The organism is uncultured Ruegeria sp. (assembly GCF_947497005.1).
Lineage (GTDB): Bacteria > Pseudomonadota > Alphaproteobacteria > Rhodobacterales > Rhodobacteraceae > Ruegeria.
The window spans coordinates 52,039-74,694 of sequence record NZ_CANMFF010000010.1; the positions used below are offsets into that span (position 1 = coordinate 52,039).

The window sequence follows — 22,656 nt, forward strand, 5'->3', positions numbered from 1 at the left end:
TTCAACATGAAAACACGCGAGCAAAAGCGTAGACTTTTTGAAGTCATCGGAGAAAACCCTCAGACCCATCTGAGCCCGTATTGCTGGCGCAGCCGCATGGCGCTGGCACATAAGAGACTGAAGTTTGTCTCAGAGCCATGGCACGTAACCGAAAAGCAGCGAATAGCACGCTCTGGCGGCGTCACAGCGCCCGTATTGGTGGATGGTGGAAAATGGGTTCGCGACAGTTGGCAAATTGCATCCTATCTCGAAGAGTCGTATCCGGATTATCCGCTTTTTGATGGCGTTGCGGGAAAGGCCAAGGCGCTGTTTGTCAATAGATGGGCAGACAACGCGCTGCATCCTTTGATCTTTCGTGCCGTTATTGCAGAGCAGTTTCCCCTTACGGCGGGCTGTGACAAAGCCTTCTACGAAGAGAGAACGCAGCGCAAATTCGAGCAGAGCGTGGAAGAGATCGGCGCTGATCCCGAAGCTGCGCGCCAGGCTGTGGTACAGGCGCTTGGCCCGCTTGAGGATACTCTGGTCGAGGTTTCGTTTCTGGGAGGCGGCACACCGGATTATGCTGACTATATCTTGTTTGGCACGTTCCAATGGGTTCGGGTTGTAAGCCACACACCATTCTGGTCGGAAGGCAGCGCATTACACAGATGGTTCGAGGCGTTGCTGGATGCTTTTGACGGAATGGGGCGGGCACAACCGCCACGTTGCATGCTTTAGGGCAGCAATGAAGAGCGGTTGGTACGAATATGATCCGCCGTGCGGAATACAAGGGCGGCCAGTGTTGCAGTCGGATTGATCGCACCGGGGGTGGGAAACAAGCTCGCGCCTGCGATGAACACGTTTTTGACCTCGTGGAGTTGGCCAAAGGAATTTGTCACCGAGCTGGAGGGATCGTTCCCCATTATGGTGCCACCTATCATGTGCATGGGGTTTCTGGGACCGGCCCAAGCCTCGCTGGTTCCGGCGGCCTTGAAAATGCGCAGGCCTTCGGATTTCGCCATTTCCGACCTGACGACATTGGCTTGCGGAAGCGAGTTTGTTACATGCGCTTGCGGTAACCCAAAGCGATCATTTTTTGAGTGATCGAGAACTATGCGGTTTTCCGCTATGCTATCCTCTTCACACAGTACGGTCATGTTACCGTAGTGAGAACTCGCTTTGCGAAGATAGTCATCCAATGCGTCTCCGAATAACTCGGGTTTCGCCAGCGCTGTTCCCAACAGATCATTTGGTTTTGCCGCTTGCCCCACAAGCCACGCCCGGCTCCCGAATGCATCTTTTGCGGGCAGTTTGTTGTCATAATCCTCAAGGCACAGTGTATTTGCTCCGGTCACCCCTGTATGCGGTTCAGTTTCCCGTTCGAACAACCCGTGGATCGTCGTTAGGGCGTGAGAGGTGAAATATTGCCCCAGTGTTCCACTGCGGTTGCCTAATCCGTCCGGGTGCTTATCAGTGGATGACAACAACAGCAGTCGGGCGTTCCAAATTGTGTGGCACGCAGATATCACGATATCGGCAGGTTGAACGTTCTCATTTCCGTTCTCATCAATGTAAACCACACCGGTTGCCCTTGATCCTGAAGGGTCTGTCTCGAAACGTGCAACATAGGCGTTGTGGCGCAGCTCAACACCGGCTTTTTGTGCCCGCGGCCATTGCAACACCAAAGGGTTTGCCAACGCCCCGATCGGGCAACCGGCATCACACCAACCGTCCAGAAGGCATCCTGCTCTCCCATCGTAGGAAATGCTGTTAACCGCGAGCGTATTCAAAGAAAGCGTCAACCCCTCGGCGTCGAATCCCTTTTTTATGGCCGCGGATTGATCGGATATGGGAATAGCGGGCATCGGATAAGGTGCACCCGTCGGGGCGTTGGGATCATAATCCCCAGAGACACCAAAATAGGCCTGCGCGTGATCATACCAGGGCCGAAGGTCATCATAGCTGATGGGCCAGTCCAAGCTGCGACCGTATTTGGAGCGGACGTGAAAGTCATCTGGATGCAGCCGATACCAGTTGGCGTACCAATGAAGGCCGGCCCCACCGGTGCCCCATCCCATTGCGAAATTTGCGGCTCCGACAAGATCGCCGGTTTCCTGAACTTCAGGCCCGGCCCACCGAAGTCGACGAGACCAGATCTGCGAACTGATCATTTCTGAAAGCTTTCGTTCCGGCCCGGCTTCCAAAACCACCACGCTGAACCCGGCTTCACCCAACTCGGCCGCCATTGTGCTGCCTGCGATGCCGGAGCCAGCAATGACAACTTCAACTTTCTCGTGTGAAATTTTCGTCATTCGACCTCTCAGTGCGGACAGGGGTTTTGCCTGCTTCGCACTACCAGGGCTTGGGTGGTGGAATGTGGGCCAGGTAAGGTATCCCCAGATCCGCAAACCCTGCTTCGGTGCCATAGACCACATCTACTGCATCGCTGCGTGAGATGAAGTAGAAGAAGTTCGGATCCGGATCGTGCCAGACCTGCATATTTGACGCCACCGCCGCCTCAATCATTTCCTTTTGCTGGTGCTGTGCCAGCTGTAGAAAGGGCACACCAAAACGGTGGTGGCTTTCCGTTTCGATCCCAATGATACCTTTCCGGTAAAAATCAGCCATATCACTTGCTTTCAGATATCTCAAAAGCAGCAAGGATGAAGCCGGATCTCCTGACAGGCTCTGGTCGATGAAATTCGCGACCCCAGCAGGGCGGGCACCGGAAACTATGACGTCGCACCAGGCCGCAAGAACGTCCGCATCACTGTGTGTAAGCCGTTTGTAACTGGTTTGTTCGACGGTCTTTGCCTCCGCTTTTTCAGACAGGCCGCGCGCAAAAATGCTTGTCCAGAACGGAGCCGAAATCATGCGAGTCACAAAGCGTCTACGGCGCATCATTCGACCTGCCTCCGACAATTTGGTACGCAAACAGTATCTTCGCAGCTATATTCTTTTGTCAAATTGACTGATTCAGCAACATTCGTGGAGCGTCCAAAATCCCCCTTTGCCTTACCGGTGTTGGGTACGGAGCAAGAGTGACGTCGGTTTACGGGAAATTCGTCCTCGACGTTCGCGAAGGAGCACCGAGTTTTTTCGAAGCTCGCGAAGTTGCGGCCCAGACCTGCCACTGGTCTCACCACTCGACGTCGCGATCGCAGAGCAATTGCACGGCTGCATCCAGTATCCTGTTGTGATTGAGCTGTTTTTCTGCTTCCGACACTCTTGGCATTTCTATGCTCTCAGGCGGGGCTGGCAATTAAGATTGCATCAATCATCTAATGCACCGTATTTGTGCCTGCCAACCCAAAGACCTGTCACAAACGTAAGCGGCAAGACTGGACTGCAAGTCGAGCTTCAGTTCGGGCGCAGGCCATCGAGCCGACAAGGGTCTAAACAAGACGATCAGGGTCTCGCACTGACCGACCCGAAAGTGAGAGAAATTTGTCGGCCGGTTCAAGTCTCACCGTGAGGCTCAGAGGTTTCCATCCGCATATGATCCGACCATTGCCGATGAAGTCCAATTTGACGCCCGCAACGTGGCAAAACCCCCAAGGTTTATGTCAGGTGAAGCCGGGATTGGTTCTGCTTGAGCGGGATGCCGCGGGCTAACTTCTATAGCCATTTAGAAATGTTGCTGGCTCTGCAATCCAGAGCCATCCCAAGTCGCGGTGACTTGTCTTGAGACCGGACCATTGTCGTTTTGGTGGCTACCGGCATCTTTTCAACTGCTGCCTTCTTATGCACCAATGGTCCAACGATTGCAGTGGAGTCCACCAATCTCACCATTAGTCAGCAAATTTCGCCCGAGCCTTGAGGACCGACAAACCGCCCAAATTGCTGAAGAGTTAACATAGGCCTTGGCGACAGCGGAACAAATGTGACATAGCATGCCGAGACATGAACACAGAGATGAAAATTAGTAACAATGGAAATATTGGCGCTTTCCATTCCGGAAGTGAAGTTGATTACCCCGAGGCGTTTTGGCGATCATCGAGGGTTCTTCGAGGAAACCTACAATGCCGACAGCTTCGCTGCTGAAGGTATTGAAACGCAATTTGTTCAAGACAATCATTCTCTTTCAAGCACGGTCAACACAGTGCGCGGCCTGCATTTTCAGTCTCCTCCCAGGGCGCAGGCTAAACTGGTGCGTTGCGGTCGCGGGCGACTGTTCGATGTCGCGGTCGATATCCGCAAAGGTTCGCCCACTTTTGGCCAATGGGTTGGTGAAGAACTGAGTTTTGAGAATGGGCGGATGCTGCTGGTCCCTGTGGGTTTCGCGCATGGATTTGTGACATTGGAGCCAGAGACCGAGATCGTCTACAAGTGTTCTGACACCTACGCGCCAGAAACTGAGGGCGCTGTACGTTGGGATGATCCCGATATTGGAATTGAATGGCCGCAGAGCAATTCGGACCCCCAGCTTTCCGAGAAAGATCAGATCGCACCGCGTCTGCGCGACATTGAAACCCCTTTCGCTTTTGAGGATACGTAATGAAGATTCTGGTTACGGGCGGGGCGGGCTTTATCGGCTCTGCCGTTATCCGTCGCGCGATTGCTGACGGGCATTCGGTCGTCAACGTCGATGCTCTGACCTACGCCGCCTGTCTGGACAATGTCGCCGCAGTCGCGGACGCACCAGGGTACGTTTTTGTGCAGGCAGATATCCGCGATGCGGCGGCGATGTCGTCCATCCTGAACACGCATCAGCCGGACGCGATCATGCATCTGGCCGCCGAAAGCCATGTTGACCGTTCGATCGATGGTCCTGCAGCGTTCATCGACACCAACGTGACCGGTACCTACGTATTGCTGGAAGCTACGCGCGCCTATTGGGTGGAGGCGGGTCGTCCCGAGAGTTTCCGTTTTCACCATATATCGACGGATGAAGTCTTTGGATCCCTGGGCGAAACCGGGTTTTTCACCGAAGACAGCCCATATCAGCCCAATTCACCGTATTCGGCCTCGAAAGCGGGATCAGATCATCTCGTGCGAGCCTGGCGGGAAACCTACGGCCTGCCGGTGGTTCTCACCAATTGCTCCAACAATTACGGCCCGTACCAGTTCCCGGAAAAACTGATCCCTGTGGTCATCCTCGGCGCCTTGTCCGGAAAGCCGATCCCGATATACGGGAAAGGCGACAATATTCGCGACTGGCTGCATGTCGAAGACCATGCCGAAGCGCTGCTGTTGGTGCTCGAAAAAGGTGAGTTGGGGCGCAGCTATAATATTGGTGGCGAGAATGAGATGACCAATCTTGATCTTGTCCGAATGCTGTGTGCAATCTTGGATCGCCTGAAGCCGGGCGATACGCCATATGGGGATCAGATCACGTTCGTCACTGATCGCCCGGGCCACGATCAACGCTATGCCATTGACCCTAACCGAATTCGCACGGAACTGAACTGGCGTCCTTCATACACGCCCGAAACCGGGCTGGAACAGACGGTTCAATGGTATCTGGACAACAGCGCTTGGTTGAACGCACTGAAGGTCCGCAGCGGTGTAGGTGAGCGTCTGGGTACAGCCAAATGAAGGCGCTGGTATTCGGCCACAACGGTCAGGTGGCCACCGAGCTGCGGCGTCGTGCACAAGCGCAAGGCGTCACGGTTGAGGCATTGGATCGTTCCCTAGCGGATTTGTCTGATCCGTCGCAATGTGCGGCGGTCATCGGGAAAACCGACGCCGAGGTGATCATCAACGCTGCGGCCTATACAGCTGTAGACCAGGCCGAAGAAGAAAGAGATCTGGCGCAGCGGATCAACGGAGATTCTCCCGGTGCAATGGCCCGCGCCGCCGCAGAACGAGGTCTGCCTTTTCTACATATCTCGACGGACTATGTATTTGACGGCTCTGGTACGACCCCGTGGAGAACCAAAAACCCGACCGGGCCGCTGGGCGCTTATGGTCAGACGAAACTGAACGGCGAACGCCAGATTGCAGAGGCCGGTGGAAGTTACGCTATATTGCGCACAAGCTGGGTGTTCTCGGCCCACGGAAAGAACTTTGTAAAAACCATTCTCAGGCTGGCTGAGACCCGCGACAGGCTGACAATTGTCGCAGATCAGATCGGCGGACCAACACCTGCAGCCGACATCGCCGACACGCTGCTTAAAATGGCCAAAACCGGATCCGAGGTAGAGGGTGGCGTGTTCCACTATTCCGGTGCACCCAATGTCAGCTGGGCGGATTTCGCCCGTGAGATTGTTTCGCAATCCGGCTTGCCTGTCCAGATCGAAGATATTCCAACCGAAGCGTACCCAACCCCGGCGCCCAGGCCGCTGAATTCACGTTTGGACTGCTCGCGGTTGAAAGACGTGTTCGAAATCCAAAGGCCAGACTGGAAAGCTGGTCTGGCCGCAATATTAAGCGAGTTGAAGTCAGCGATCAGCTGAACCTTGAAAGGAAAGATTATGCAGCGGAAAGGCATTATTCTTGCCGGTGGATCGGGAACCCGGCTTTACCCGATTACCATGGCGATTTCGAAGCAATTGCTGCCGATCTATGACAAGCCGATGATCTTTTATCCTCTGAGTGTTCTAATGTTGTCGCAGATCCGCGAGATCGCGATCATCACCACGCCTCAGGATCAAGAGCAGTTTCAGCGCCTTTTGGGTGACGGAAGCCAATACGGGTTGTCACTGACATGGATCGTGCAGCCTTCCCCTGATGGTCTGGCACAGGCTTATACGCTGGCCGAGGATTTTCTGGACGGTGCGCCATCTGCGTTGATTCTGGGTGATAATATTTTCTTTGGGCATGGTCTTCCGGAACTGCTGCTCGAGGCGGATCATCTGGAACGCGGCGGTACGGTATTCGCATATCGCGTCGCGGACCCTGAACGCTATGGCGTTGTGGACTTTGCGGGTAAAAAAGCCCGTGCGATCGTCGAAAAACCCAAGGTTCCGCCCTCGAATTATGCGGTGACCGGTCTTTATTTCCTGGATGGAGATGCGCCGGCTCGCGCGCATGAGGTCAAACCGTCGGAACGTGGTGAACTGGAAATCACGTCGCTGTTGGAGATGTATTTGGACGAAGATTTGCTGGATGTGCAGACCATGGGGCGCGGTTTTGCGTGGCTTGATACCGGAACACACGGGTCATTGCTGGATGCAGGAAACTTCGTGCGGACTATCACGGAACGGCAAGGTATGCAGACCGGAAGCCTGGACGAAATTGCCTGGGCAAACGGCTGGATTGACAACGAGGCGCTTGAGAAGCGCGCGCGCCTGTTCGCTAAGTCCACGTATGGCGCTTATCTGAAAGGGTTGTTGAGCTAGCGGGAGTACCGCCTCTACGTAGCCCGCAGAGGCGATTTTCTTTTAGAATTAGCCCGGACTGAAAATTTCTTCATCCAGTTCCATCAGGACCTGAACGGAGTTGGACGGACACCCCGACCTTGCCAAACACCGCGCAGGAAGGACCATTGCTTGGCGCGTTTTCTTGCCGAAAACAGCACAACCGGAGATACCATCTGCAGTAGCGCTGATGACAAAGCGCGACCAAGGGCAAACGGAACTTCGTGCTTGCGAGCGACATAAACTCTCGATTGTCCCATATACCATCCTTTCAGGCCGGCAATGGCTGAACTGCCAGGAGAAGATTTGCCTCTGGCATGACGCATCTGAGCATCATGAATATAGTACAAGGGGCCGCAAACAGCTTTCAGCCGCAAGCTCAGATCATCATCTTCGTGATACAGAAAGATTTTGGGGTCAAACCCGCCGACTGCTTCAAATGCTTCGCGGCGGATCAGCATTGCGGCTCCAACGAGAACAGGTAATTCAAAGTCGGAATCTGCGGATTTCCTAGGTAAAGCCTTACTACCAGGAAGGATCACGCTGTATCGTCTAAAACGAGGTTCCCCTTTCTTGTCCAGAATGGCAGGGTTGAACGCTGACGCATCAGGATGGTTGTCGGCCCCTTTTTTCAGAGCATCCAACGCGCCGGGCAGCAAGTGAGAGTCCGGATTCAGAAACAAAAGCAAATCCGTAGTTGCTTCGACGGCACCAAGGTTGCACGCGCGGCCGAACCCAATGTTTTCCGGGCTTTCGACCAGAGTCGCGCCATGTGCTTCGGCCATTTGTCGAACCATTTCAATATCACCCGACCCATTATCGACCAAAACTATGGGTACATCTTCGGGGATCGAATTCAGCATCTCCGGCAGGATTTCGCTGCTGTTGTAACAAACGCTTATGATCGTAATCTGTGACAAACCCGCCTGCCGCCTTTATGGAAAAATCCTCGTTGTTTCTTCGTCTCAATCAAAGTTGGGGTCAACCCCCAGCTCAGTTGGAACAGTTTTGGGCGGCTGAGCGCACTCTGTGTTTGTGTCTACTCAGACCGCTGGGTCCGTGAATTGTCTGAAATTGCTGATGTTAAGTTAGCCATGATTTTTGCGGTAATGAGTCACGGCGACAGAACAGCAACCGAATCTGAACGAGTAACGTGCTTTTGCACTTGAGAAATACGATGTACTTTCCCGTGGTTTTCCGAACTTCTGTAGCCGAACAATTAAAGTGAATTGGCAGATTGCCGCCTATCGGCAGGCTGAAACCAGGAAGGATCAACGTCTGCCCCAAATTGATCTCTGTATCCTGGTGCAAGCCGTCTGCCAGAGTGTTTGCGCCTGCATAAGTCAGTTGTTCAGCAAATAGCTGCCGACGCAAGGGTCGGGTGTCACTCAGTACCAGTTGCGCAACTGCAAGTCATCGCGATCACCAAGAGCAGTATTCCATGGCGATGATAAGATATTGAAGTTACATCGTATATTGCGACTCACTGCGATACAGCCATAGGTAACTGCGAGGCACATCTTGAAAGGGATGCCTTTTTTGATCCTGTCTGGTGCATCGACAACGGATCAGCATCTTGCAGAAAGATATCGTTTTGATACAAGTTGTGGAACATCTCCTGTTTCCATGACCTTAGGGGACGGGCCATTGCTGCCAATGGAGTTTTGTGCAACAGTACCCATGGTTCTTCGCGACATCCAGGAATGCTATCCGAAGCCCTGCGGACCGGTTTGTATTGGGGATTGCAGAACAAAGCCAAACTATATAGCAGCCAAATTGAAGCACGAAAATAAGCATCACGGAAGCATTACAGTGAGCGATAGACATACCTACGAATACGACATTGATATGAACAGCGATGTGGCACCCGCACGGGTGCTGCGTATGGTTAAGCCTGGGTCCAAGGTTCTTGAGATCGGAGCTGGACCGGGTTCGATCACGCGCCATCTTTCCGGTACCCTGGAATGCGATGTCGTTGCGCTTGAGATCGATCCTTCAGCAATCGAGAAACTGAAGCCTTTTGCGCGTTCTGTGTATCCGATGGATCTCAATGATGCCGCATGGAGCGACATCGTTCGCGAAAAGGACGGTGTTTTTGACTACGTAATTGCGGCGGACGTTCTGGAGCATGTCTACGACCCGTGGAGCGTTCTGTCCGGCATGAAGTCGCTTTTGAACGACAATGGATCGGTAATTCTTTCGCTGCCACATGTTGGCCATGCTGCCATTGCCGGCTGTCTTGTCGACGAAGATTTCGAATATCGTGACTGGGGCCTGCTGGATCGGACCCATGTCCGGTTTTTCGGTATTAAAAACGTTCAGCACCTGCTTTCCTCGCAAGGTATGAGCATTGAACAAGCTGAGTTTGTGGTTCGTTCCCCAGAGATGACAGAGTTTTGTCACCGTTGGAGCCGTTTGCCTCAGGATGTTCAGTCCGCGTTACAGCGCAACCGATACTCTCATGTGTTCCAGGTCGTGAGCAGATCTGTCCCCAAAGAACGCGCGGTAAACGACCTTTACCTGATGGGCCAACCTGTCGAACAACCCGATGAAGAAACCAGACAACATTGGACAAACATGATGGCAGGGTTGCCACTGTCCGAGGAAATTGATCTGCAATCTACTATCGGCCCGGTGGCATCGGGTTCTGGTTCGCGGATTGATCCCGGTCCATTGGCTAAGAAGAAAAAAAAATCCCTAGCGCGCCTGTTGGGGTTGAAGAAGTAATGTCCACTGACATCGCCAATCGTGAATTTGGCAATATTAGGACGATTGCCTTCTACTTACCTCAGTTCCACCCGATCCCGGAAAACGATGACTGGTGGGGAAAAGGGTTTACCGAGTGGACGAATGTCGCAAAAGCCAAGGCGCTTTTCACCGGACATTATCAACCTCATTTCCCGACGGATTTTGGATATTACGACCTGCGGGTTCGCGAAACGCGGCTTGAGCAGATCGAAATTGCCAAGGCCAGCGGAATTGATGGATTCTGCTATCACTATTATTGGTTTTCGGGGAAGCGATTGCTTGAGCGGCCCGTTGACGAAATGCTGGCGGATCCAGAAAGCGATATGCCGTTTTGTCTGTGCTGGGCAAATGAGAACTGGACTCGTCGCTGGGATGCGGCTGAACACGAGATTCTCATCGAGCAGAAGTACAAACCCGAAGATGATCTGGAATTCATCAAATCGGTCGAACCATTCTTCCGCGATCCGCGCTACATAACAGTAGATGGCGCTCCGTTTCTGATCGTATATCGCCCACAGCACCTGAAGAACTCGCGCAAAACCGTAAAGGTCTGGCGTGACTATTGCGCGTCCGTTGGGATTCCAAAAATTCACCTGGCCTGCGCTCTTACGCACCGAAACTGGGACTACGCTTCATACGGGTTCGATTCCGGCGTGGAGTTCCCACCCCATGGAATCAACGTGCCGAACCTCTCACCAGAGGTGGATTTGTTAGATGATTTCCAAGGGCATTGCGTCGATTATTCCGCCATCGCAGAACAGTATCTGGATCATAGCTACGGGCCGGAAAACAATGTTCATCGATCCGTTTTTCCGTCTTGGGACAATACTGCCCGACGGAAGGAAAATGCTATGGTTGTGTTGAACGGAACTCCGGAAAACTACGAATATTGGCTCTCGCGGTCATTGCAGCAAACCGCTCAGGATTTCCCTGATCAGGAACGTCTGGTTTTTGTAAACGCATGGAATGAGTGGGCCGAAGGATGTCATCTGGAACCGGACCGAGAGTATGGTCACGCGTTCCTGCATGCGACTCAAGCGGCTCTACAGGGTTCAAAACTGACCGACTGGACGCATGTGGGCGTGCCCGAAGCGTCACGCCGCAGTGAAGAAACCCATGGCACGGCGCAGCCTGTTCCATATGGTGCCAATAAGTCCTTGGCCAAACGTGCTTTCCGTCTATTGCGCGATACGGTCAGCGGTCGATTGTTGAAGCAATGGCTTTCGGAGGCTCGCCCAAAATAGAAAACCACGTGGGGTTGGGTTGCATGAACTTCAAAGATATTTTCATGCGACTTTGATTGGTGCTACGTGTCGCAAAAAAGGTTTTCTTTTTCACAGTCAGCGTGACGCGCCTTAGTACGAGAAACTGCATGTCCATCAAAGATACCCTGCTTTTCTATCTGCTTACCGCGGCTTCGAAACTTAGCCCGCCCTTGTCGTCACGCACGGCAAGGCGGTTTCGAAATTCGGCGAAAAAAAGAGACCCCAAGCGGGGATGGAATAAGCAAGGGCAATCAAACCGTCAGAGTTTTGAAGCCGTTGGTCGGGCCGAAACGTTCACACCATTCGACCCGCCTGTGAATACTGAACCTGCTGTGCGGGCAATCGCGCATTACCTACCCCAGTTCCATCCATTCAAAGAAAATGATGAGTGGTGGGGCAAAGGCTTCACCGAGTGGACCAATGTCGGAAAGGCCGTTCCAAATTATCCGGGCCATTACCAACCTCATTGCCCAATTCATCTGGGTTACTACGATTTGCGGTTGCCAGAGATCATGGTCGAGCAGGCGCGGATCGCGAAATCTTATGGGTTGGGCGGTTTTTCCTATTACTACTATTGGTTTGGCGGAAAAACCCTGATGGAACACCCGCTGGAGCAAATGCTGACCAATCCGGATGTTGACATGCCTTTTTGCCTGATATGGGCAAATGAGAACTGGACGCGTCGCTGGGACGGGCGGGCTCACGATGTACTTATCGCGCAAAACCATTCGATCGAGGATTCCCTGAACCTTCTGCGCCATATACGCAAATATATGGATGATCCGCGCTACATCCGGATAGACGGGAAACCGGTTTTTATTGTCTACCGTGCGAACATCATTCCGAATATCCAGGAAACCACCGCAGCATGGAGAAAAGAGGCACAGAGTTGGGGAGAGACGGATCTCTACCTGATAGCCGCCCAAACCTTTGATATCGGCGACCCGGAGAATCTGGGCTTCGACGCAGCTATGGAGTTCCCACCGCACCAGGTAAAGCGCACCGATATCACAGATGAAATGGATATTTACAATCCAGAGTTCACAGGTGCCGTTCTGGATTATGAAGCGGTGGTGGAGGCAGAGCTTCAAAAGCCAGAACCGGGGTATAAGCTGTTTCGTTCCTCCACTTTGTCCTGGGATAATACCGCCCGCAATCAGGATGCGCCTCGGATTATGGGTCGGTTTTCAATCGACGCCTACAAGCGGTGGACGACACATTTGTGCAGTCAGGTTCTGGCGCAGGAAAAATACAGTGCTGACGAAAAAATCGTTTTTATAAACGCATGGAACGAGTGGGCGGAGGGGACACATTTGGAGCCCGACCGGAGATATGGGTTTGCCTATCTTCAGGCAACATATGACGCCCTGCCCAAGAAGCCGGAAAGTACGAGCAATACATGACGTCTCTCTCTTCCTGGGCTTGAGGGTAGTGGGGTCAATTTCTGCGTCTTCCTATCCTTGAGAATACTGTCTGAACTTCTTCCTTAAAGGTTGAAACACAGCATCGAAACTGGCGATTGGTGTTCGCAGTCCGTCGTCGGGGATTTGGGTCAGATAGCGGTCACAGCGAAAAAAGGATCTGGCTCATCTGTGTGGTTGGATTGCCTGCCTTGGCTTTGCGCCAGTGATAAAGTGCCAACGGATCACGAAACTCGATCCCTAAAACCTCCGATTTGGCGCGGAATGCGTCATGGATGCGCTCAATCGCTTTGACGGCCCCGACTTCGATGTGATTGAGGCGGCGCGGGACGGGTTCAAGACGAGGAGGGGCGGCAGAGCGACTTCGCAGCCGTTCGGCGCGGCCAGTTCTCAGACGCGACATGAAACGCCGCCGTCCACCGTTATTTCAGTGCCGGTAATATAAGAGGCTTCGTCACTGGCCAGAAAGACGGCGGCATTTGCAACATCCCAGGGCGTGCCAACGCGACCAAGCGGAATGCGGGCTGCCCGTTGCTGGTCCAGAGTGTCCCAGTCTATCGTATCGGGATCATCCGTGTTCTGTTCGGTGATATTGCGCGCCATCGGAGTGTCGATGAAACCCGGAAGGATTGCGTTCGCACGGATACCATGCGGTGCGACCTCGGCCGCAAGATTGCGGGTAAATGAAATGATCGAGCCCTTTGTGGCATTATAGCCGATATATGGCGTCCCCAGATAGCGCAGGCCCGCGATGGACGAGACATTTGTAACGACCCCGCCGCCCTGTTCGATAAGATGCGGAAGCACATGTTTGGTCGGCAGAAACACCGCCTTCATGTTAACTTGTGTCATCAAATCCCAGTCGGACACGCTGGTGTCCAAGGCGCCACCTGCGCGCAGAATTCCAACATTGTTTTGCAGGATGTCGATCCTGCCGAACGCGTTCAGACAGGCCTCGATCGCTGAAGCCATTTGGTCCTCATTGGTGACGTCGGCAGCAACGGCCAGCGCGGTTCCACCGTGGGTCCTGACCTGCTGACAGGTTTGCTCTGCCGCTTCCATGTGGATGTCCAGCGCACAGATTGTTGCGCCCTCCTGCGCCAGTCGTATGGCTGTGGCTTTGCCGTTGCCTAGCCCGCCATTCATTGTCCCGGCGCCGGTCACTAACGCGATCCGGTTCTTCAGTCGTTTCATCGGTCAGGCCTCATTGGCTTGCAGAAAGGCGTTCATACCGCCGTCGACCGCCAATAATTGACCGTTGATGTACGACGCCGCCTCGGACATCAGGAATGCAGCAGGTCCTGCGATTTCTTCTGGCTCAGCCCAACGGGCGGCGGGTGTGCGGTTTTCAATTCGTCGTACAAAACTCTCATCACTCAAAATCTTGCGATTAATCTCAGTCAGTACATAGCCCGGCGCGATGGCGTTAGTGCAAATGCCATCTTTGCCGAAATCGGCTGCCAGTGCCCGGGTCAGCCCTGCAATTGCCGCCTTGGACGATGCGTAATTGCCGATCCCCGGACGCGGGTTCGTTGCTGCGATGGATGAGACTGACAGAATCCTGCCCCGTTGCGGACCAGGGTTCCGAAGCATGACACGCGCTGTTTCGCGCGCCAGAACGAATGGCGCAAACACATGTAGATCGTACATGGCCTTGTAGTCATCCACCGAGTGTTCGGTGGTATGGGCGTGATTGATGAAGCCAGCATTGTTGATCAAACCCCAGAGAGATCCGGCATTTTCCGCAGTTTTTTTGACCCAGGCTTCGCACGCGGCGAAGTCGGTCAGATCGAAGGCAGAGGATTCGGCATCGTATCCTTCAGCGCGCAATGCTTCGGCAACCTCCTCCACTCCATCTGCGTTCAAATCCTGTAGTCGTATCCGCCCGCCTTGTGCTGCACAGGCCTGCGCCATCGCGGCGCCTAACCCTTGCGCGGCACCCGTGATCAATATGACCTTGCCTTCCAATGAGAAATTCGGAGCACTCATGACGCAAGCGCCTTGTTGTCTTTGTTCAACGTCGCTTTGACGGCAGGCATGACCTGATCACAAAACATCTCGAGCGAACGCAGCGTGTTTGCAAACGGGATCGATGCAATCTGCATGAAAACGCTCAGATGCGTGATACCAAACTCACGGGCCTCTGCAACAATGCGTTGCGTTACTTCCTCAGCATCGCCGATAATGGCGCGTCCGAGGATCGTGTCGATGTCAGGTTCGTTGTCAAAAGGCACGATCTTCAGATTCGCACCGTCCATCTTGGGATCCGGCTGACGCATATTGCAGGCCATACGCGCGTGAATCAGAACCTGCTCGGCAGCGGCGCGGGCATCCGCTTTGTCTTGCGAAACATATACATAACGTTGAACTGCGAATGGAAAGTCATCTCCGCTCTGGCCGTTTTCATCACGCGTTTCCTTGTACAATCTGCGCGCTGTTCCAATGATCGAATTTGGTCCGATGGCCGGAGTGGTCAGGGTCTCAGCCCCATAATCTATCATTTTCTGGCGCATCTCAGGCGCGTTTCCGACAGCAAAGGTTCGGATCCGATCCTGAACCGGCGCGATTGACAGCGCAGCGTTTTCGATCTGAATGTGATCGCCCTGATAGTCGATCACGCCGCCATAGACGCCCTGTTCTATACAGTCCCATATTTCGAGGCCTCGCATGAGGCGGTCATTGATTTCAAAGCCGAATTTCTTGAACTCACGCGGTTGATAACCCGTGCCCAGCCCCAATACCAGGCGACCTTCGGTCAGTTGATCTGCTAAGCAAATATCCTCGACCAGCCGAAGCGGTTCATAAAAAGGCATAACCACAACCGCCGGTCCCAACTTGATGTGTCTCGTCTGACCGGCCATATGCGCGCAGCTCATCAGGGGTGACGGTGAAATGCAGTAGTTCGACAAGTGGTGCTCTGCGAACCACGCGATGTCGAAACCGGCCTGATCCACCATGCGCGTCATGGTTCGCATCTGCTGGAAAACCTCAGAGTGGCCAGAGCCATCCACCGGTTTTGTCATCAGATTGAAAAGTGAAAACTCCATCGACGATCCTCCGTGCGCAATGCGTCTGTTTGTGAAGTTTCCACCAAGGTGGGGTGGGGGCCAAATGGTGGCTCCTTGGGAGGTGCCTAAGAAATTCTTATGAGGTCGCCGCTTCAGATCGCAACCATTGAAGAAAGGCTTGTACGCGTGCCTGTTTCAGTCGCCTGTTGGGGCACAAAAAGAAATAGGAATGGGGCCCTTTCACGGATTTGAACGGCAAACGTGCGATTTGCCCGCTAGCCAGAAGATGAGAGGCCACGACATCACGCACGACACCGGCGCCATGCCCCGCTGCAATAGCTGTCAAAGTCGCTGCAGCGTCGCCAAAGTACAGTCCCTCCCGAAAATCATCAGGATCCCCGCCGTTGCCCTCAATAACCTTTTGCCATTCACTGTAATTGGTATCGTGCACGAAGGGATAGCGTTTAAGGTCCTCAATCGAAGGTGCCGGACCCAGTGCGGATGCCAGCTCGGTTGAGGCCACCAGCATATGGTGTTCGTCCAGTAGTATTTCTTCGTAAAGGTCCTCGGTGCCGCCGGGCCCCCAACGGATGGCGACATCGGCACCTTCCTGGCCGAACCCGGTGCATGCAACAGTAGAAAGGGCGATCAGATCGATTTGAGGGTTATCCAGAATAAACCGGCCGGACCGTGTGGCAAACCAGGTTGAGGCGAAAGAAGGCAGCAAGCTGACTGTCAGGGTCGTGCGTCCTCCGTCCGGTCGCAGATTATGGACGCTTTCGCTGAGAGCGTTGAGCATCATGCCAACTGCTTCGGAAAATTGTTCACCCTGCTCAGTCAGAATGATCTGGTTGTTGCTGCGACGGAACAAGGGCACCCCTAACCGATACTCCAGCAACTTAACCTGCTGACTGATCGCAGGTTGCGTTAGGTTGAGTTCGGTCCCAGCGAGTGTGAAGCTGTTCAATCGGGCGGCGGCTTCGAATGCTACCAGAGTTTGCAATGGTGGAAGGCTACGCCGCATCCGATTGCTGTCAAAGCCGACTGCTTCCAGCTTTGAAAGGGCGCTCGGTCCAAGACGGTCGAGTTTGGATTTCAGGCTGCGGCTCATGAAGTATCCGTCGCATAAGGATTTGTTTGGCAGACGGTAAGCAAAACCATCTGACAGTCAATAGACTGGCTTGGGGCAACTGCGTTGGTCCGGCTTTTCGCAATTCGTGCGAACAAACTATTGTAGCAGCCCGGCTGCGCACGTCGTCTGTACACCTCTATCTCTTTTTGACCCGAATTTCGGGCGGCGCCTGCAGTGTTTGCAAGACAACACAGGATCTTTCGGCAAGTTTCAGAAGATGATCTATCTGATCTTGCGAAACACCCTTAGCGCCCTCGATGTCGATGGAAACATCAACCGCCTGAAACCCAACCGGAACGCTTTTGTCGACCATCAACGTTCCGCGTACGTCGACGTGGACAGAAACACGTACTTCCAGCTTTGTAAGCGATATGCCAAGAAGGTTGGCAATCATTCTGGTCGCGCTGTCCAGACAGCTTGCGATGGCGGCGGCAAAGATCTTACCGGGCACAGGGTAATCGCTTTCGCCGCCAACGGCCTTGTGAACTCCGATCTTCAGGTCCGTCGGCAGTCCGGTTCCGACGGTGACGGATGTATAAAGTGGATTATCTGCCGCGATTTCCCGAGAACCTGTGGCGGCGTGGTCCGAGATCTGAGCGTTTTCAGGTGCCTGATGATACAGCGCGCGCAGCGGCTGCTGGCGCGATGCGATGCTTGCACCGTCAAGTAGCGCCACGTCGGTTTGAAGAGTCTGAGTAGCCATATTCCTGATCCTTGTTTGGAATGTTTCAGTGGGTGCCTTTGATCAAGGCACCGCACTTCGACGAGTGGTTCACGTCTTGTCGATGATGATTTCGGCGTATTCTGCAGGGACGCACATTGATCCGTCGGTGGCGGTATTCATCCGGTCGATCAGGGTAAGAATATCCGCCTCCAGCGCGGCTTTGCCTGTACTGTCCAGTGCCAGAAAGGCTTTGTGAACAGGTCCGTACCAGGTACGAAATACATCGACAAAATGAGCTGGTGAACGGTAGCGGAACGCGAAACTGCGTTTGTTAATAGAAATCTGGTTTGTGCCTTCGAATGTATCGGTGATCCATTCCGTATCCCCCCATTGTGCGGGTGAATTCACACCTGCAGGCGGAGCGACATGGCCACCCAGTGTCTTGAAAAGCAGACCAATGAAACCGGATGCGGTCCAGTTGGCTAGGCCAATCTTCCCACCAGATCGAGTCACGCGCTCAAGTTCACTCGCTGCCGTTTTCTGATCCGGAGTGAACATAACGCCAAAGGTCGATACCACCGCGTCAAAGCTGCCGTCGGGAAAGGGCAGCGCTTCAGCATCGGCCTGGCGAAAGGTAACGGAATGGCCTTCAGCCTCTGCCCTGTCGCGCCCGCGTTCGAGTAGGGCTGGTACATAATCGGTAGAGGTTACATCGCACCAGCGGCGCGCAAATGCCAGTGTCGAATTGCCGTTTCCAGCGGCGACGTCCAGCACCTGTGTCGATGGTGCGAGGTCCATCGCTTCTGCCAGGGTTTCACCCACGATCTGCAACGTGGTTCCGATTCTGGCGTAATCGCCAGAGCTCCAGGCAGCGTTCTGTTTGGCTTTGATCGCGACAAAGTCAGGTGTTCCGACCGTTTTGGTTGGGGTCATCGATGTGTTCATTGATCTTCTCCTTGGCGTGAAGCAGGCCGGGCCCGCTGATGGGAAAAGATGTACCTCCAGCTCCGAGATCGTGCTTGAGGTCGGTTTGAGGAATTCATGAGGATTGCTTGGAAACGTTGAGATGCTGCGCTAGCGTGTTGGAATGATCGCGAATTCCGGGGATCACAGCATGTTCCGCTTCGGAGAATTCGAACTTGATACAGGGGCGTTTGAATTACGTCGTGAGGGGCAGCCGGTAAAAGCTGAACCGCGCGCGTTGGAGTTATTGTGCCTTCTGATCGAAAATAGAGATCGGGTTGTTGGCCGCGATGAGATCATCGAGAAACTGTGGAACGGGCGCATCGTTTCCGAGGCCGCGATTTCGACTTGTCTGAAAAGCGCGCGACGGGCCATAGGCGACGACGGCAAAGCGCAGGCTTTGATAAAAACAGTACATGGTCGTGGCTTCCGATTTGTGAGCGCGCTTGACACGCAACCGATCACGCCCCCGTCCGTGCGCAGAGGAGTTAATGATCTTCCATCATTGATCATCCTTCCATTGCAGGTCTTCGATTGTGATCCGACCTTGCAAGCTGCGGCGGATAATCTTGTTGAGACATTGACCACCGTTTTGACCCGGATACCGCTGTTGTCTATCGTTTCAAGAACAGCAAGCTTTACGTTGAAAGAGCAGGACATCGACTTCGCAGCGATGCGTAAACGGTTTGGTGTCTGGTACATGCTTGAGGGCAGTTTTCAGCGTATTGCTGCTGGGGTCCGCGCCAATTTTCAGCTGATCGAAGCGCAGAGCGGACATCACCTGTGGGCGCGTCGGATCGAATACCCGGATGGCTTGGGCTTGGTCGACAATTTGCTGGAGGCCCTTGTGCCGTTGCTGGAACCCCAGCTTGTTCGGGCTATGATGCAGGACTTGTCTTTGAATGGCGGTGGCGGCTCTGCCCGCTCCCTTACTTTGCAGGCGACCGGAGTGCTTTCGCTGAAAGGATGGAACAGGTCAGCTTTCGAAGAGGCTGCACGTCTACTTTCTGAGGCTTTGAAGCTTGAGCCGGATCTGGCCCTTGCGCATGCGTATCTCGCCCTGGTGCTGGGATTGGGTCACAGGGTTGGAATACTGGCAGATCGTGACACATTGTTCCCGACGGTCATACAAGCCGCGGACCGTGCAATGGAACTGGATGGGTTGGATTCGACAATTCTGGGCATGACCGGATGTGCGCTTGCCGACATTGGTGAGCGTGACCGGGCCATTCCGATCCTTCGGCATGCTCTGGACCTGAATCCTGATAACGCGCAGGCCAGAACGGCGTTGGGGACCGTCTATTTACTTGCAGGCCGGTTTGCCGAAGCGAATGCTGACCTGAAGGCTGGAATAGCGGCCAGCCCAATGGACTCACGGCGGGCGGTTTGGGGATCGGCGCTCGCCATGTCTGCCTTACTGGTCGGCGATACGGAACAAGCCGCAACAGAGATCGAGAAAGCACGCCACGCCGATTCTGGAAATCACATCCCATGTGTCATAGATGCTGTTGTTCAAGTTTGCGGGAACCAAATGGAACTAGCCCGCCAAGCCTTGATTTCAGCTCTGAAAATCCGCCCAGACTTATCGGAACGTGAGCTGAAATCTCTGGTAGGGAAGGGGTTTGCTTTGCGCTTAGAGCCGTTGCTGGAAAGCGCAAGACTGTCGTCTTAACTACAGAACTGACAACACAGGCACTTGCGCCAATCAGTGAGTTTCTTCTGACCAACCACTGTCATTTGTCATCCTTTCGGAAGCTATATCCTATCGTGAAAACTTGAACCGCCAATACCTGCTGTGCTTTACGCTCATGAGGTATTGGAGACTCAGTGTTTCCCAGAACGCTTTAGGAGAATTGTTCCGGCAGCAAAGCGTCAGGCAGGTTTTGATAACAGACAGGTCGCAGGAAACGGCGTATCGACAATGTACCAACAGATGTTGCACCAAAATTGGTCGAAGCCGGGTATGGGCCGCCATGTACCATGCTGTCACATACCTCGACCCCGGTTGGGAACCCATTGGCCAACACGCGCCCGGCTTTGCGTTCTAGGATCGGAAGCAAGGATCGTGCCGTATCCATGTCGTCGTCATCCATATGCAGGGTGCAGGTCAACTGGCCATGCAGGCTGCGCGCGACTTCGCGCATTTCGTCTGGTGTCTCGGCGGTCACAATGATTCCCAATGGACCAAACACCTCTTCAGCGAGGGTTTCGTTTGCTAGCCATGTCGCTGCGCTGGTTTGGTACAGGTAGGGGGTTGCGTTGCGTTGATCGCACATCGAAGTCAGAACCTCCTGAACGCCAGCGGTTTCCGCAACCCGCGCCTTACCATGACGATAGGCTTCAGCGATACCGTCGGTCAGCATGGTCTGCGCTGGAACCTCGGTCAACGCGGTCTGTGTGGTGCCGGCGAAACGGTCTGCTGCCTCTCCTGCCAGCATCACTGCAACGCCCGGATTAGTGCAGAATTGCCCCGCGCCCATTGACAGCGACCCGGCCCAGCCTTTGGCCAGTTCCTCGCCTCGGTTTGTCAACGCAGCATCCAGAATGAACATCGGATTGACGGATCCAAGCTCACCGAAAAACGGGATCGGTTCGGGGCGGGCTGCGCATAGATCGAAAAGAGCACGGCCCCCGGCAAGCGACCCGGTGAAACCAACGGCCTTGATCAGTGGGTGTTGCACCAAGGCTGATCCCACTGCGCGGTCACCGCCCTGTATCAAGCTGAACACACCAGGATGCACGTCGCAGCGCTGGGCGGCGGCGTATATTGCTTCGGCTATGATCTCGCCGGTGCCCGGGTGGGCGCTGTGGCCCTTGACGACAACTGGGCAGCCTGCGGCCAGCGCCGCGGCGGTGTCGCCCCCGGCGGTTGAAAACGCCAGCGGGAAATTTGAGGCGCCGAACACCGCAACCGGGCCAATCGGGCGCTGGATCATTTTCAGATCGGGGCGGGGCAGGGGCGCACGATCCGGCAGCGCGCCGTCATGGCGTCGGTCAAGATACTCTCCGCTGAGGATATGCGTTGCAAACAGCCTTAGTTGTCCCGAGGTTCGGCCCCGCTCTCCTTGCAGCCGAGCTTCGGGCAGGCCGGTTTCCTGTGTGCCGATCTCGGTGATCGCATCGGCGCGTGCCTCTATCTCGTCGGCGATCGCGTTCAGGAATGCCGCACGTTCTTCCCGGGTGGAATAGCCATAACTCCAGAATGCCTCCTCTGCGGCCTGCACGGCGGCATCGACGTCGGTAATACGACCTTTTGAGAAGTCATGAGACGGCCCTTGCGCGGGTTGCGACGTAAAGAATTCGTCGCCTGCCAGCCAGTTGCCGGCGATCAGGTGTTTGCCATGCGGAGTGAAGATCATTTGGGCCTCGTATATGTGGATGTTCAGTTTCTGGATAATGTATCCAAAATGACCAAACTTACAAGACCTACGTCAGGAATCCTCTGCCACCCGTTTCGAGGCAATCATTTCCAGAAGCTGTTCTTTGGTCCGCCGGATATGCCGCAGCAAGACCTCGCTTGCCTCATCCCCCTTACCCTCCTGGGCTAACCGCAGCAGGTCGCGATGCTCTTTCTTTGCAGGCTCACGCTGTTTCATCACACTCAGGTGCATCCGTACATAGCGATCCGATTGCAGGTTGACGCGATCCAGGAGTTCATTGGTCAGCTTCCGCCGTGAGGCCGCGTAAAGCGCCGAGTGATACTGATAATTCAATATCCCCCACTTGCCGACGTCATTTTCATCGTATGACGCCTCCATCTGTGTCAGAATTTCATCGCAACGTGCAAAATCATTGGGGCCCATATTCGGGATGGCCCGGCGGAACAGGTCCACTTCGATCAGGATACGAAGATCAAAAATCTCGCCGATTTCGTCGAGGGAATGTTTGGTAACGGAACCGCCGCGGTTGTTGGCCCATTGAACCAGACCTTCTGCATTCAGACGCTTCAGCGCTTCGCGGATTGGCATGCGCGAGACATCATATTCCTCGGCCAGCGCTTCCTGTCGGATCGTCTCACCTTCGGCAAGCTCGCCGCTCAGGATACGCTCACGCAGGTCATTCGCGATAACGTCTGGTAAGCTTTGCTTTGCGATTGCGCGTTTTCCTGCCATTTCCAATTTCCCGCCACGGTTTTTTGGATACAATTACCCATTTTCAGTGGCCTTTCCAAGCCG

General features: G+C 54.2%; 21 protein-coding genes. 9 read left to right on the forward strand and 12 right to left on the reverse strand.

The genetic code is table 11. The features are described 5' to 3' along the window. Positions 1 to 6: 6 nt before the first annotated feature. The gene (locus Q0816_RS15055) at positions 7 to 717 is read left to right on the forward strand and encodes a glutathione S-transferase N-terminal domain-containing protein (protein ID WP_298852007.1); all 711 of its coding nucleotides are present in this window, start codon (positions 7 to 9) and stop codon (positions 715 to 717) included. Here the strand turns inward: Q0816_RS15055 and Q0816_RS15060 are convergent. Both Q0816_RS15060 and Q0816_RS15065 read right to left on the reverse strand, forming a co-directional pair. Continuing rightward, the gene (locus Q0816_RS15060; RefSeq protein WP_298852008.1) at positions 714 to 2,291 is read right to left on the reverse strand and encodes a GMC family oxidoreductase; all 1,578 of its coding nucleotides are present in this window, start codon (positions 2,289 to 2,291) and stop codon (positions 714 to 716) included. The two genes, Q0816_RS15055 and Q0816_RS15060, sit on opposite strands and share 4 nt — an antisense overlap. Positions 2,292 to 2,331: 40 nt before the next feature. After that, positions 2,332 to 2,883, reverse strand: coding sequence for a gluconate 2-dehydrogenase subunit 3 family protein (locus tag Q0816_RS15065; RefSeq protein ID WP_298852009.1), 552 nt, complete (start codon positions 2,881 to 2,883; stop codon positions 2,332 to 2,334). A gap of 1,027 nt (positions 2,884 to 3,910) precedes the next feature. Between Q0816_RS15065 and rfbC the strand changes: the two genes are divergently transcribed. From rfbC to rfbA, 4 genes are read left to right on the forward strand one after another with little or no spacing between them, the layout of a single operon-like run. Next, positions 3,911 to 4,477 carry a dTDP-4-dehydrorhamnose 3,5-epimerase gene (gene rfbC / locus Q0816_RS15070; RefSeq protein ID WP_298852010.1) on the forward strand — a complete coding sequence of 189 codons (567 nt, stop codon included), beginning with the start codon at positions 3,911 to 3,913 and terminating at the stop codon, positions 4,475 to 4,477. After that, positions 4,477 to 5,517: a dTDP-glucose 4,6-dehydratase gene (gene rfbB, locus Q0816_RS15075; protein ID WP_298852011.1), complete on the forward strand. Its 1,041-nt coding sequence runs from the start codon at positions 4,477 to 4,479 to the stop codon at positions 5,515 to 5,517. The genes rfbC and rfbB overlap by 1 nt, the downstream gene beginning before the upstream one ends. Next, on the forward strand, positions 5,514 to 6,377 hold the full coding sequence (rfbD, locus tag Q0816_RS15080) for a dTDP-4-dehydrorhamnose reductase (protein ID WP_298852012.1): 864 nt from the start codon (positions 5,514 to 5,516) through the stop codon (positions 6,375 to 6,377). Before rfbB ends, rfbD begins: the two co-directional genes overlap by 4 nt. 18 nt (positions 6,378 to 6,395) lie before the next feature. Continuing rightward, entirely contained in the window at positions 6,396 to 7,262 is an 867-nt protein-coding gene (gene rfbA, locus Q0816_RS15085; RefSeq protein ID WP_298852013.1) for a glucose-1-phosphate thymidylyltransferase RfbA, read from the forward strand. An 83-nt stretch (positions 7,263 to 7,345) separates the two neighbouring features. On the opposite strand, the gene Q0816_RS15090 is transcribed toward rfbA, so the two are convergent. Beyond that, positions 7,346 to 8,200 carry a glycosyltransferase family 2 protein gene (locus Q0816_RS15090; RefSeq protein ID WP_298852014.1) on the reverse strand — a complete coding sequence of 285 codons (855 nt, stop codon included), beginning with the start codon at positions 8,198 to 8,200 and terminating at the stop codon, positions 7,346 to 7,348. Between the two features lie 610 nt (positions 8,201 to 8,810). Between Q0816_RS15090 and Q0816_RS15095 the strand changes: the two genes are divergently transcribed. The 3 genes from Q0816_RS15095 to Q0816_RS15105 all read left to right on the forward strand — a co-directional run bounded on the left by Q0816_RS15095 (position 8,811) and on the right by Q0816_RS15105 (position 12,696). Beyond that, positions 8,811 to 10,007, forward strand: a complete 1,197-nt coding sequence (locus Q0816_RS15095; RefSeq protein ID WP_298852215.1) for a class I SAM-dependent methyltransferase — start codon at positions 8,811 to 8,813, stop codon at positions 10,005 to 10,007. Next, positions 10,007 to 11,272 carry a glycoside hydrolase family 99-like domain-containing protein gene (locus tag Q0816_RS15100; protein WP_298852015.1) on the forward strand — a complete coding sequence of 422 codons (1,266 nt, stop codon included), beginning with the start codon at positions 10,007 to 10,009 and terminating at the stop codon, positions 11,270 to 11,272. The genes Q0816_RS15095 and Q0816_RS15100 overlap by 1 nt, the downstream gene beginning before the upstream one ends. A gap of 128 nt (positions 11,273 to 11,400) precedes the next feature. Further along, positions 11,401 to 12,696, forward strand: coding sequence for a glycoside hydrolase family 99-like domain-containing protein (locus Q0816_RS15105; protein ID WP_298852016.1), 1,296 nt, complete (start codon positions 11,401 to 11,403; stop codon positions 12,694 to 12,696). A 160-nt stretch (positions 12,697 to 12,856) separates the two neighbouring features. Here the strand turns inward: Q0816_RS15105 and Q0816_RS15110 are convergent, their stop codons facing one another. The 7 genes from Q0816_RS15110 to Q0816_RS15140 form a co-directional block, all read right to left on the reverse strand. Continuing rightward, a complete protein-coding gene (locus Q0816_RS15110; protein ID WP_298852017.1) occupies positions 12,857 to 13,117 on the reverse strand; it encodes a hypothetical protein in 261 nt (86 codons plus the stop codon). Continuing rightward, positions 13,105 to 13,908: an SDR family NAD(P)-dependent oxidoreductase gene (locus Q0816_RS15115; protein WP_298852018.1), complete on the reverse strand. Its 804-nt coding sequence runs from the start codon at positions 13,906 to 13,908 to the stop codon at positions 13,105 to 13,107. Before Q0816_RS15115 ends, Q0816_RS15110 begins: the two co-directional genes overlap by 13 nt. Positions 13,909 to 13,911: 3 nt before the next feature. Further along, positions 13,912 to 14,703, reverse strand: a complete 792-nt coding sequence (locus Q0816_RS15120; RefSeq protein ID WP_298852019.1) for an SDR family oxidoreductase — start codon at positions 14,701 to 14,703, stop codon at positions 13,912 to 13,914. After that, on the reverse strand, positions 14,700 to 15,761 hold the full coding sequence (locus Q0816_RS15125; RefSeq protein ID WP_298852020.1) for an LLM class flavin-dependent oxidoreductase: 1,062 nt from the start codon (positions 15,759 to 15,761) through the stop codon (positions 14,700 to 14,702). The genes Q0816_RS15120 and Q0816_RS15125 overlap by 4 nt, the downstream gene beginning before the upstream one ends. A gap of 97 nt (positions 15,762 to 15,858) precedes the next feature. Further along, positions 15,859 to 16,833 carry a LysR substrate-binding domain-containing protein gene (locus tag Q0816_RS15130; protein WP_298852021.1) on the reverse strand — a complete coding sequence of 325 codons (975 nt, stop codon included), beginning with the start codon at positions 16,831 to 16,833 and terminating at the stop codon, positions 15,859 to 15,861. A gap of 157 nt (positions 16,834 to 16,990) precedes the next feature. Then, entirely contained in the window at positions 16,991 to 17,557 is a 567-nt protein-coding gene (locus Q0816_RS15135; RefSeq protein WP_298852022.1) for an OsmC family protein, read from the reverse strand. Positions 17,558 to 17,626: 69 nt separating this feature from the next. Continuing rightward, complete coding sequence (locus Q0816_RS15140) at positions 17,627 to 18,463, reverse strand: class I SAM-dependent methyltransferase (RefSeq protein ID WP_298852024.1); 837 nt, start codon at positions 18,461 to 18,463, stop codon at positions 17,627 to 17,629. Between the two features lie 169 nt (positions 18,464 to 18,632). On the opposite strand from Q0816_RS15140, the gene Q0816_RS15145 reads away from it, so the two are divergent. Beyond that, positions 18,633 to 20,153: a winged helix-turn-helix domain-containing protein gene (locus Q0816_RS15145; RefSeq protein WP_298852026.1), complete on the forward strand. Its 1,521-nt coding sequence runs from the start codon at positions 18,633 to 18,635 to the stop codon at positions 20,151 to 20,153. 172 nt (positions 20,154 to 20,325) lie between these two features. On the opposite strand, the gene Q0816_RS15150 is transcribed toward Q0816_RS15145, so the two are convergent. Both Q0816_RS15150 and Q0816_RS15155 read right to left on the reverse strand, forming a co-directional pair. Then, positions 20,326 to 21,840 carry an aldehyde dehydrogenase (NADP(+)) gene (locus tag Q0816_RS15150; protein ID WP_298852028.1) on the reverse strand — a complete coding sequence of 505 codons (1,515 nt, stop codon included), beginning with the start codon at positions 21,838 to 21,840 and terminating at the stop codon, positions 20,326 to 20,328. A 72-nt stretch (positions 21,841 to 21,912) separates the two neighbouring features. Next, complete coding sequence (locus Q0816_RS15155) at positions 21,913 to 22,593, reverse strand: GntR family transcriptional regulator (RefSeq protein WP_298852030.1); 681 nt, start codon at positions 22,591 to 22,593, stop codon at positions 21,913 to 21,915. Positions 22,594 to 22,656: the final 63 nt, after the last annotated feature.

Coding starts and splice junctions, on each gene's coding strand:
- Q0816_RS15055 (WP_298852007.1), top strand. CDS start 7: ATGAAAACACGCGAGCAAAAGCGTAGACTTTTTGAAGTCATCGGAGAA.
- Q0816_RS15095 (WP_298852215.1), top strand. CDS start 8,811: ATGCCTTTTTTGATCCTGTCTGGTGCATCGACAACGGATCAGCATCTT.
- rfbD (WP_298852012.1), top strand. CDS start 5,514: ATGAAGGCGCTGGTATTCGGCCACAACGGTCAGGTGGCCACCGAGCTG.
- Q0816_RS15145 (WP_298852026.1), top strand. CDS start 18,633: ATGTTCCGCTTCGGAGAATTCGAACTTGATACAGGGGCGTTTGAATTA.
- Q0816_RS15130 (WP_298852021.1), bottom strand. CDS start 16,833: ATGAGCCGCAGCCTGAAATCCAAACTCGACCGTCTTGGACCGAGCGCC.
- Q0816_RS15110 (WP_298852017.1), bottom strand. CDS start 13,117: ATGTCGCGTCTGAGAACTGGCCGCGCCGAACGGCTGCGAAGTCGCTCT.
- Q0816_RS15135 (WP_298852022.1), bottom strand. CDS start 17,557: ATGGCTACTCAGACTCTTCAAACCGACGTGGCGCTACTTGACGGTGCA.
- Q0816_RS15100 (WP_298852015.1), top strand. CDS start 10,007: ATGTCCACTGACATCGCCAATCGTGAATTTGGCAATATTAGGACGATT.
- Q0816_RS15105 (WP_298852016.1), top strand. CDS start 11,401: ATGTCCATCAAAGATACCCTGCTTTTCTATCTGCTTACCGCGGCTTCG.
- Q0816_RS15115 (WP_298852018.1), bottom strand. CDS start 13,908: ATGAAACGACTGAAGAACCGGATCGCGTTAGTGACCGGCGCCGGGACA.
- Q0816_RS15155 (WP_298852030.1), bottom strand. CDS start 22,593: ATGGCAGGAAAACGCGCAATCGCAAAGCAAAGCTTACCAGACGTTATC.
- Q0816_RS15125 (WP_298852020.1), bottom strand. CDS start 15,761: ATGGAGTTTTCACTTTTCAATCTGATGACAAAACCGGTGGATGGCTCT.
- Q0816_RS15060 (WP_298852008.1), bottom strand. CDS start 2,291: ATGACGAAAATTTCACACGAGAAAGTTGAAGTTGTCATTGCTGGCTCC.
- Q0816_RS15065 (WP_298852009.1), bottom strand. CDS start 2,883: ATGATGCGCCGTAGACGCTTTGTGACTCGCATGATTTCGGCTCCGTTC.
- rfbB (WP_298852011.1), top strand. CDS start 4,477: ATGAAGATTCTGGTTACGGGCGGGGCGGGCTTTATCGGCTCTGCCGTT.
- rfbA (WP_298852013.1), top strand. CDS start 6,396: ATGCAGCGGAAAGGCATTATTCTTGCCGGTGGATCGGGAACCCGGCTT.
- rfbC (WP_298852010.1), top strand. CDS start 3,911: ATGGAAATATTGGCGCTTTCCATTCCGGAAGTGAAGTTGATTACCCCG.
- Q0816_RS15150 (WP_298852028.1), bottom strand. CDS start 21,840: ATGATCTTCACTCCGCATGGCAAACACCTGATCGCCGGCAACTGGCTG.
- Q0816_RS15140 (WP_298852024.1), bottom strand. CDS start 18,463: ATGAACACATCGATGACCCCAACCAAAACGGTCGGAACACCTGACTTT.
- Q0816_RS15120 (WP_298852019.1), bottom strand. CDS start 14,703: ATGAGTGCTCCGAATTTCTCATTGGAAGGCAAGGTCATATTGATCACG.